The 9624-nt window shown below is 40.6% G+C and carries 12 protein-coding genes; 11 read left to right on the forward strand and 1 reads right to left on the reverse strand.

The annotated features are described in order from the left end of the window. The coding region (locus ACNPNW_RS06490; protein ID WP_448766779.1) for an IS5-like element IS17 family transposase at positions 1-903 on the forward strand (903 nt) is incomplete at its 5' end. Between the two features lie 567 nt (positions 904-1470). On the opposite strand, the gene ACNPNW_RS06495 is transcribed toward ACNPNW_RS06490, so the two are convergent. Continuing rightward, positions 1471-2112, reverse strand: coding sequence for a hypothetical protein (locus ACNPNW_RS06495; RefSeq protein WP_005265722.1), 642 nt, complete (start codon positions 2110-2112; stop codon positions 1471-1473). A gap of 623 nt (positions 2113-2735) precedes the next feature. On the opposite strand from ACNPNW_RS06495, the gene ureE reads away from it, so the two are divergent. From ureE to ACNPNW_RS06545, 10 genes are all read left to right on the forward strand, one after another. Continuing rightward, positions 2736-3218, forward strand: coding sequence for an urease accessory protein UreE (ureE, locus tag ACNPNW_RS06500; RefSeq protein ID WP_005090807.1), 483 nt, complete (start codon positions 2736-2738; stop codon positions 3216-3218). Next, positions 3205-3870 (forward strand): urease accessory protein UreF, encoded by a 666-nt coding sequence (locus tag ACNPNW_RS06505; RefSeq protein ID WP_004778087.1) that lies wholly within the window; start codon positions 3205-3207, stop codon positions 3868-3870. The genes ureE and ACNPNW_RS06505 overlap by 14 nt, the downstream gene beginning before the upstream one ends. Before the next feature lie 18 nt (positions 3871-3888). After that, positions 3889-4503 (forward strand): urease accessory protein UreG, encoded by a 615-nt coding sequence (gene ureG / locus ACNPNW_RS06510; protein WP_004778085.1) that lies wholly within the window; start codon positions 3889-3891, stop codon positions 4501-4503. 12 nt (positions 4504-4515) lie between these two features. Continuing rightward, a complete protein-coding gene (locus ACNPNW_RS06515; RefSeq protein ID WP_004778083.1) occupies positions 4516-5088 on the forward strand; it encodes a HupE/UreJ family protein in 573 nt (190 codons plus the stop codon). Between the two features lie 34 nt (positions 5089-5122). Beyond that, entirely contained in the window at positions 5123-6025 is a 903-nt protein-coding gene (locus ACNPNW_RS06520; protein WP_004778080.1) for an urease accessory protein UreD, read from the forward strand. 159 nt (positions 6026-6184) lie between these two features. Continuing rightward, on the forward strand, positions 6185-6487 hold the full coding sequence (gene ureA / locus ACNPNW_RS06525; RefSeq protein ID WP_004778079.1) for an urease subunit gamma: 303 nt from the start codon (positions 6185-6187) through the stop codon (positions 6485-6487). Between the two features lie 19 nt (positions 6488-6506). After that, a complete protein-coding gene (locus ACNPNW_RS06530; RefSeq protein ID WP_004778077.1) occupies positions 6507-6815 on the forward strand; it encodes an urease subunit beta in 309 nt (102 codons plus the stop codon). An 89-nt stretch (positions 6816-6904) separates the two neighbouring features. Next, positions 6905-7366, forward strand: a complete 462-nt coding sequence (locus ACNPNW_RS06535; RefSeq protein ID WP_004778076.1) for a GNAT family N-acetyltransferase — start codon at positions 6905-6907, stop codon at positions 7364-7366. 11 nt (positions 7367-7377) lie between these two features. Beyond that, positions 7378-9078, forward strand: a complete 1701-nt coding sequence (gene ureC / locus ACNPNW_RS06540; protein ID WP_004778074.1) for an urease subunit alpha — start codon at positions 7378-7380, stop codon at positions 9076-9078. A gap of 296 nt (positions 9079-9374) precedes the next feature. Next, on the forward strand, positions 9375-9624 hold a 250-nt coding region (locus ACNPNW_RS06545; protein WP_448766780.1), incomplete at its 3' end, for a transposase.

Consider the following 9624-nt stretch of genomic DNA (forward strand, 5'->3'; position numbering starts at 1 on the left):
ACAACCAATTGGCCCGCATATAACCGAGCACTCATGAGTCGCGGAAATATTGCCATTTGGTTTGATCCTGCTACGCAATGGTATGCTCCATCAAAAGGCAAACAAGGGCGAAATCAAACCTACTCCGACGCAGCCATCCAATGCTGCTTAATGATTAAATCCTTATTCCGTCTATCTTTACGTATGGTCACTGGCTTTGTGCAAAGTCTGATTAAACTTTGCGGATTAAATTGGATAGCTCCAGATTACACCACGCTTTGTAGAAGACAAAAGCATATTGATATTGCAATCAGCTACCAAAAAAGTAGCGATGGGCTGCATCTACTCGTAGACTCTACAGGCATGAAGTTTCTAGGTGAGGGCGAATGGAAACGCAAGAAACATGGAGCTGAATATCGTCGCCAATGGCGTAAACTACATATTGGTATAGATGCCAAAACCCTACAAATACGCGCTATTCAGCTCACAACCAATAATGTCAGTGATTCACAGGTGCTTGGTGATTTACTTAATCAGATTCCACAAGATGAGCAGATTGACTCTGTTTATACCGATGGAGCTTATGACACCAAGCAATGCCGTCAGGTCATTGCAGATCGGCAAGCACATGCGGTGATTCCACCTAGAAAAAATGCGAAACCATGGAAAGATACAAAGAGTAGCTCGCTAGAGCGAAATGAATTACTTCGAACAGTTAAACGTTTAGGCAGGACATTATGGAAAAAATGGTCAGGCTATCATCGGCGCAGTTTGGTGGAAACCAAGATGCATTGCATCAAATTATTAGGCGATAAATTAATGGCAAGAAGCTTTCCTAGTCAGGTGAATGAAATTCATGCACGTGTAGCAGTCCTCAACAGATTTACGGAATTAGGTCGACCACTTACCCAAGTTACGCCTTAAATTTGGCTCAATTAGGGGCGCTTTGCATTTCAAATCTTTGTGCAACAAAGCCATACGCAATTACAGTTGCAATATAATCCTGACTTTTGTAGGCAACTGGGCGTATCAACTTATCTCAACACGCACATAGGATTAGCTTATTTCATTGATGATCGCTATTTTGACCATTATGGTTTACAACCAGAAAACTTAATAAATTTTTCAGATGTCTATGCTCAATTGTTGCATGACTTTTATGAGTTTTCAGGTTATCAGCCAGATCAGCTATGATCTAGGTTGCGACGGCGTACACAGGATCAGTAAAACCAACATGCAATAGCGTAAGACGGTTAGTGCCTTTCCATTGTTTTGGGATACTAGCTCAAACTTAAAAGAATTATTTAGACTGCTGTTCATGCTGCAAGATAGAAATTTAAACTGCAGTCGTTCCATGAGCTTTTCCTCAGAGATTTCAGAAGATATAGCAATCTGCCAATATTTTTCTGGAAATAAAGAATAAATTCCTGTCAAAAATCGATTTGCTAGCCTTATATCAATTCATGATCTAGCATTCGCTCAATGATGTTTTCAATTTTCATGGTCTAAACTCCAAAATTGTGATGCGCATGGTTGTACGCTCGTGAGTGCTTTACATTTATTTTTGAGTGCTTGAATTCGTAGGTCGTGAGTGCCGTTGATTTGCTTCTGGCGATAAAGTAGCTGATTACGACTGCAATCGATTAACTTAGCGAGTAGGTCTCGAGAAAGACTGCATCTGGGTTTGTCATAAAGCTTTTGATTCACATCGTAAATTGCTTGTTTCGATAGAGACTGATTTAAGTTATGAAGTAGCTTATCGGGATTAAGAGCCTGTGGATTGATCTTGAGCTCAGTCATCAACTTAAAGAGTGTGTTGCTGAGTTGATATTGAACCTGAATGAGGTCTACATCAGCTTCTACAATGCTTCGAGCTTTGATTCGAATATTTTGTTGTTGTGCTATATAAACAAGAAGAAAGTTATCTGTTGCGAATAACTCAGCTGGAGCAGGTGCAGTAGCAGATATTAGGCTCACGTCATGTTGAAAGTGTGTTGGCAGTTGCGAGGCATTTAAAATCTGAGCGTAGCTTTGGTAAATTTTGAACAGAGGCGGGTAAGGACGGATCATGACCTCCTTTGTATAAAACGGTCTTTTATTGGCTAGCTGAGAATTTGCTTTTGTAGGCTTCATTTATTCGCCCTCCTGATTTTTTTAACTTAGATCAAGAAGTACAAAAAACTTTTAATTTTTATAAAAAGATCAAGAAAGTGGTTATAAATGTGGGCGGTTTTTGATGAATTTGAGAGGCTCAAAGCGGGTGGGAAATAGGGTGTATTTGGAATTTTTATTTTAAGTTATTGATTTTATTTGATGTGAATGTGGCTGGTTTCTTCGTGTTTTGTATTATCTCTGTGGTAGTTTAAATATGGCCCAAGGTATTGATGATGCTTTAGTAGAAATTTTAGGTGCTAAACAAATTAATGCCTTACGTAAGGCCGGTCACTACCGACGAGATGTGTATTAATGCTTAGCTAGATTGGCATAAATTCTATTTCTACAATCCTCCATCGATGGGGGGATTTTTTTATGGCCATCTGAATAATTATCGGCAATCACATATTTTTTAATAATTAAGATGTCTTGCACGAAGCAAATTTCAAAATAATTAGATAGACACGGCAAAAATAAAACGCTTGGCAAAATAAGATTGGCATGAATAGTGCATTATTTTAATGCAAATCATTCATTTAATGCTGAATTTAGCATCAATTTAGTTCACGAATCACGATAAAAGAAATTGAGATTGGGTATTTATGAAAATCTATACGGAAAGACTTGAGGGTAATGTCGTACAAGAAAATGTTGAGATAGTTGAACTGACATTTGATACACGACAAAAGAGCCGTTTTCGTGCAACTTTAGCTAACGGGCACGATATTGGTGCAGATTTACCCCGTACCGGCATTTTAAGGCACGGTTCATATATCGCAACTCAAGAGGGTGATGTACTGCGTGTCGATGCCAAAGCAGAAAAACTCATGAAAGTAGAAGCACCAAGCAGCTTTGATTTATTAAAAGCAGCGTATCACTTAGGTAATCGTCACGTCCCTTTAATGCTCACACCAACGGCGCTGTATTTTGAGCCAGATCATGTATTGGCTGAAATGATAATTGGACTTGGTTTAACGGTATATGAAACCATGCATCCATTTGAGCCTGAAAGCGGTGCTTATGCACAGCATCAGCATGATCACAGATTAAGCCCAATTAAGGCTTTGCATCATGTTCACACCTAATGCTTCACAGCTTTTAAGTCTGTTGACTTTGTCCTCAACGGCACTACCAATTGGGGCGTACTGTTATTCTCAAGGGGTAGAAAGTGCGATTGATCAGAGCTTAATTTTTGATGAAACCTCGAGCATTACTTATTTTGAAGAAGTGCTTGAAATGCTTTTGGTACGGTTTGAGCTGCCCGTTTTGAAACGCCTAATAATATCTTTTGATCAGCCTGAGCAGTTTGAATACTGGGCGCAGTTATATAGAGCAAGTCGAGAAAGCAAAGAGTTATTGGCTGAATCACAGCAATTGGCATTTTCATTAAATGCGTGGATTCGTGATGTGCTGAAAAAGCCTGTGAAATTAAAAAAGCAGATCGGTTTCGTACCCATCTATGCGCATCTTTGTGGGCAACTCGAACTTGATGTTGCAGAGGTTTTGACTGCTTATACCTTTACCGTACTTGAAAATCAGGTGTTGGCTGCCGTGAAAACTGTACCACTTGGACAGATGAGTGGACAACGGATTTTATGGCATGTGCATGGGCTGATTCCAGAGGCAATTGAACGTGCTTTAGCACTGCAAGATGCTGAACTCAGTAGCGCCTTACCTAATTACGCCATGCTCAGTATGGCACACGAAACACAATATTCACGATTATTTAGATCTTAAAAATAAAGGACATTTCACATGACAGAACGTAGCCCATTACGCGTAGGTATTGGCGGTCCAGTTGGTTCAGGTAAAACAGCGCTTACTTTAAATTTATGTCAGGCACTGCGTGAAAAATACAATATGGCGGTGGTGACCAATGATATTTATACCAAAGAAGATTCCAACTTTTTAACACGCCATGAAGCTATGTCACCTGAGCGTATTGTTGGTGTAGAAACAGGTGGTTGCCCGCATACCGCAATTCGTGAGGACGCCTCCATTAACCTAGCGGCTATTGATGACCTGTGCGAAAAATTTGATGGCCTTGAACTGATCATTATTGAAAGTGGCGGTGATAATTTGGCAGCAACATTTAGCCCGGAACTTTCAGATTTAACCCTGTATGTAATTGATGTGGCGGGTGGGGAGAAAATTCCGCGTAAAGGTGGCCCCGGTATTACCAAATCTGATTTGTTAATCATAAACAAAACCGACCTTGCACCAATGGTTGGAGCAAATTTAGATGTGATGGATCAAGACGCGAAACGTATGCGCGGTGAAAAACCTTTTCTATTTTCCAATATGAAAACTAAAGATGGCTTAAATGACATCATCAGCTTTATTGAGAAACAAGGTTTGTTTAAAGCATAAGGGGCATCCACTATGAAGTTATTATTGCAAAGAATTACCTTCACATCGTTGGCATTCTTTCCCTTGGTAGCAATGGCGCATCCAGGCCATGAGCATAGCCATAATAGTTTTATCAGCGGTTTTGTGCATCCATTTACAGGGCTTGATCATCTAATGATGGCGTTAGCATTTGGCGTATTGATTTGGACTGCACACCAGCGCTGGAAATGGGCCGGATTATTCGGTTTATCTGCCGCAATGATTGTCGGTTTTATGATCGGTGCACAATTCAACTTAGCAACAGCAATTGCTGAAAACGGCATTATTGCGTCGTTAATTGTATTGGCTGTTGCTCTTTGGACCAAAACCAATAAAGCCGTTCCTTTTATTGCTGCACTTTTGGCCGGTTTTCATGGCATCGCACATGGTACGGAACTTGGCCAAAGCGGTCAGGCAGTTTTACTGGTCGTTGGTATGGTTACAGCGATGGCATCTATATACGTATTCGGTTTGCTCGTCGGCGCATTTATTCAAAAATATGTGCCTTATGGTAAGCAAATGATTGGTGCTTTGACAGCTATTGTTGCTGTAATTGGTTTAGCTTGATGCCTCATTCATCTCAAATAATAGGGAGATGCAAATGAATGATCTGGTATTAAGCGAAACAAAATTTATATCGACACAACAGCAGCATAACAGCCAACTGTGGTATGCCTGTTTGGAACTTGGTTTTGCCTATCAAGTACAGTCAAATCGAACCGTATTACAGCATCGCAAGCATCATGGGCCTGTACGCGTTCAGAAGATGTTGTGGCCTGAAAAAACTGGTATTTGCCATGCAATTATTGTGCATCCACCAGCAGGAATTGCTGGCGGAGACCATCTGACTTTTGATATGAAAGTTGAGGCGAATGCGCATGCGTTAGTTACCACGCCCGGTGCAGGAAAATGGTACAAAACCAATGGCAAGCAAGCCTATCAGCATATTCATATACATGTCGCAGCACAGGCGACATTTGAATGGTTACCGCAAGAAACCATGCTTTTTGATGGTGCCAATGCAGACTCTGAAACACATATTCATCTAGATGAAATGGCCAGTTTTATTGGGTGGGATATGTTGGTCATCGGTCGACAAGCACGTGGTGAAATTTTTCAGCAAGGGCAATACCAAAGCAAATTTAGGCTGTATCGTGCAGACAAATTATTGGTTGCAGATAGTTTAAATTTTAAGGGGCAGGATCGGTGGCTTACATCCTGTTTAGGTATGAATGGACATGCTGTGATGGGAAGTTTCTGGGCAGTAGCACCATCGCGTTTAAGGCAAACAACATTACTGGCTGAACATATCGAATTAATCCGTGAATTGATTATGCGGATGAATCTAGCGGTGACTTTAACCCTGTTAGATGATGTGATTTGTGCACGTTATTTAGGCGATGATGTACGTGAATGCCATGATGCTTTTGCAGCAGTCCGTGCCCGTTTAAGACGCTATTGGTATGACCTAGCAGAAGAATTCCCACGGATTTGGCGCACTTAAGTTTTGCCATCATTGGAAAGTAGATAGGTCTAGCAAGATTAATAGATTAAGTGTTCATTTTACCTTTGGGTTAGGACACTAAAAATCAAAACGTGCGAGAGCGAAAGAAGAATTTGCACGCATTTTGCATTCTACATTTTAGAAGATTAGGAAATTGTTATGGAACTTAATCCAACTGAAAAAGATAAATTATTAATTTTTACCGCAGGCCTTGTTGCTGAGCGTCGTAAAGCGCGTGGATTAAAATTGAATTATCCAGAATCAATTGCATTTATTTCAGCAGCACTGCTTGAGGGCGCACGCGATGGCATGTCCGTGAGCGAGTTAATGCATTACGGCACAACCTTGTTAAGTCGTGAAGATGTCATGGATGGTGTCGCGGAAATGATTGCAGAAGTGCAGGTCGAAGCTACTTTTCCAGATGGTTCAAAGTTAGTCACAGTTCATCAACCCATTGTCTAATAAAAATAAGGAGTAAGCCATGATTCCTGGTGAAATTATTACGCCTGATTCAGACATTGAAATGAATGTCGGACGAGAAACACTGAAAATGCGTGTTGCTAATGCAGGCGATCGACCAATTCAAGTCGGTTCTCATTTTCACTTTGCTGAAGCCAATGATGCTTTGCAATTTAATCGAGAGCAAGCTAGAGGCTATCGACTCAACATCGCTGCTGGAACAGCAGTTCGTTTTGAACCGGGCCAAAGTCGAGATATCGAATTGGTTGCACTTGCAGGTAAACGTGAGGTGTATGGGTTTGCAGGGCGTGTTATGGGTAAATTGGATTAACTATTTTTATGCTCAAGTGTCTTGTTGAACAATTAAATTATTGTTAGTAATAAGTTCAATAAGTACATGAAAAAGCATAAGAGAATTAAATGTTAATAATGAAAATACGCCCAGCAACTGTTGATGATGTTGAAGCCATCGCTGCTGTTATTGAACCTTTTGTCGATTATGTTGTCGTGACTGAAGAAGGACGTGAACGCTTTAAACCTGATATGTTGAAAAACATCTTCCAACAACCACTTATTCATTATTTTGTGGCAGAAATTAATGAAGAAATCGTTGGGAATTTGGCGTATATCGCTCCATCTCATGTCATGCATTATTTCTTAAAAGCTGAATATCACGGTCAAGGTTATGGTCGACAAATGTGGGACTTTTTAGAGCAAGAAATACTTAAAAATGATCCCGATATAATCACAATAAATTCAAGTCATTATGCACTCGATATTTATAAAAAATATGGATTTGAAGTGGTCGGTGCGCTAACGGAGAAATGGGGTATTCAATTTATTCCGATGCAAAAGCTGCTAAAGCCAAAAAATCTAGAATAGGAAATATATTAATGAAAATGTCTCGCCGTGCTTATGCGGAAATGTTTGGCCCTACAGTAGGTGATAGAGTTCGCTTAGCTGATACAGAATTGTTTATTCAAGTTGAACAAGACCTCACGACTTATGGTGAAGAAGTTAAATTTGGCGGTGGCAAGGTCATTCGCGATGGTATGGGACAGTCACAATTATTGTCTGATGAGGTCGCTGATACCGTCATTACCAATGCTTTAATTGTCGATTGGTGGGGTATTGTCAAAGCCGATGTTGGACTTAAAAATGGTCGTATCTGGAAAATAGGTAAAGCAGGTAACCCTGATATTCAACCTGACATTACAATCCCTTTAGGTGCAGCAACTGAAGTCATCGCAGGTGAAGGACAAATCTTAACGGCGGGAGGGATTGATACTCACATTCATTGGATTTGCCCACAACAAGTTGAAACAGCACTAATGTCAGGCACAACTACAATGATTGGTGGTGGTACAGGCCCCGCCGCAGGAACATCTGCAACCACAGTAACTCCAGGCCCATGGCATATTGCGACCATGCTACAAGCTATTGATGATTTACCTATGAATATTGGTCTGTTAGGTAAAGGCAACTTGAGTCAGCCAGAACCAATCGCTGAACAAATCAAAGCCGGTGTGGTGGGTTTAAAATTACATGAAGACTGGGGATCGACGCCAGCCGCGATTGATAACTGTCTAAGTGTGGCGGATCAATACGATGTACAAGTTGCCATTCACACAGACACACTAAATGAAAGTGGCTTTCTAGAAGAAACCTTAGCAGCATTTAATAACCGGACCATCCACACTTACCATACTGAGGGTGCGGGCGGTGGTCACGCACCAGATATTTTAAAAGCAATTGGTCAACCCAATGTTTTACCATCTTCAACCAATCCCACACGTCCATATACCGTCAATACCATTGATGAACATTTAGATATGTTGATGGTTTGCCACCATTTAGACCCTGCAATTTCTGAAGATGTTGCTTTTGCTGAAAGTCGGATTCGCCGTGAAACTATTGCTGCAGAAGATATCTTGCAGGATATGGGCGCAATTGCCATGATGTCTTCCGACTCGCAAGCGATGGGGCGTGTGGGTGAAGTAATATTACGTACTTGGCAGACAGCACATAAAATGAAAGTGCAACGCGGCCCACTCGAAGGTGATAATCAAAATCACGATAACAATCGTGTGAAGCGCTATATTGCTAAATATACGATTAATCCTGCCATTACCCATGGATTAAGCCATGAAGTTGGTTCGATTGAAGTGGGTAAATTAGCCGATATTGTTTTATGGAAGCCTGCATTTTTTGGTGTTAAGCCCTCGATGATTATTAAAGGCGGAATGATTGCAGCTGCGCCGATGGGTGATATTAATGCTTCAATTCCAACGCCACAGCCTGTGCATTATCGTCCGATGTTTGGCGCTTACCCTCGTGGCGTACATAACACCTGCATTACCTTTTTATCGCAAGTGGCAATAGAGCAAGGCGTACATGAACAATTGGCTTTAAAGAAGTTGATTAGTCCTTGTAAAGCCACGCGTAATATCTCGAAAGCAGATATGAAGTTAAATACTTATTGTCCTGTAATGGAGGTTGACCCTGAGATTTATGAAGTACGTGCAGATGGTGTGCATTTGACTTGTGAGCCTGCGGAAGTGTTACCAATGGCGCAGCGTTACTTCTTATTTTAATCATTTCCAAAACACTATTTCACAAAGCCTTTCTGAATATGAAAGGCTTCTCTTTTTTAAATTTTAGTATTTTTGAAAAGTAAATAATCTTTAAAATATGAAAATACGACTACCTCTATAAGGGCTAAGAATCCAAAAAATGTAAAATTTAATAATTTATGATTATACCCATCTACCAATAAGTGTAAAAAACAAATGAAATCATGATTCCACAGGCAAGTCTTAAAAGATTAATGCAGATAGGCTTTGTTGCACAAACCTATCTGTAAAGGCTTTTTCAGCGATATAATTTTCAAATGAAGAAGCCTGCACACAAAATCTACCGCACAACCAATTGGCCCGCATATAACCGAGCACTCATGAGTCGCGGAAATATTGCCATTTGGTTTGATCCTGCTACGCAATGGTATGCTCCGTCCATCGGTAAACAAGGGCGAAATCAAACCTACTCCGACGCAGTCATCCAATGCTGCTTAATGATTAAATCCTTATTCCGTCTGTCTTTACGTATGGTCACTGGCTTTGTGCAAAGTCTGATTAAACTTT

This window comes from Acinetobacter endophylla (assembly GCF_053543775.1).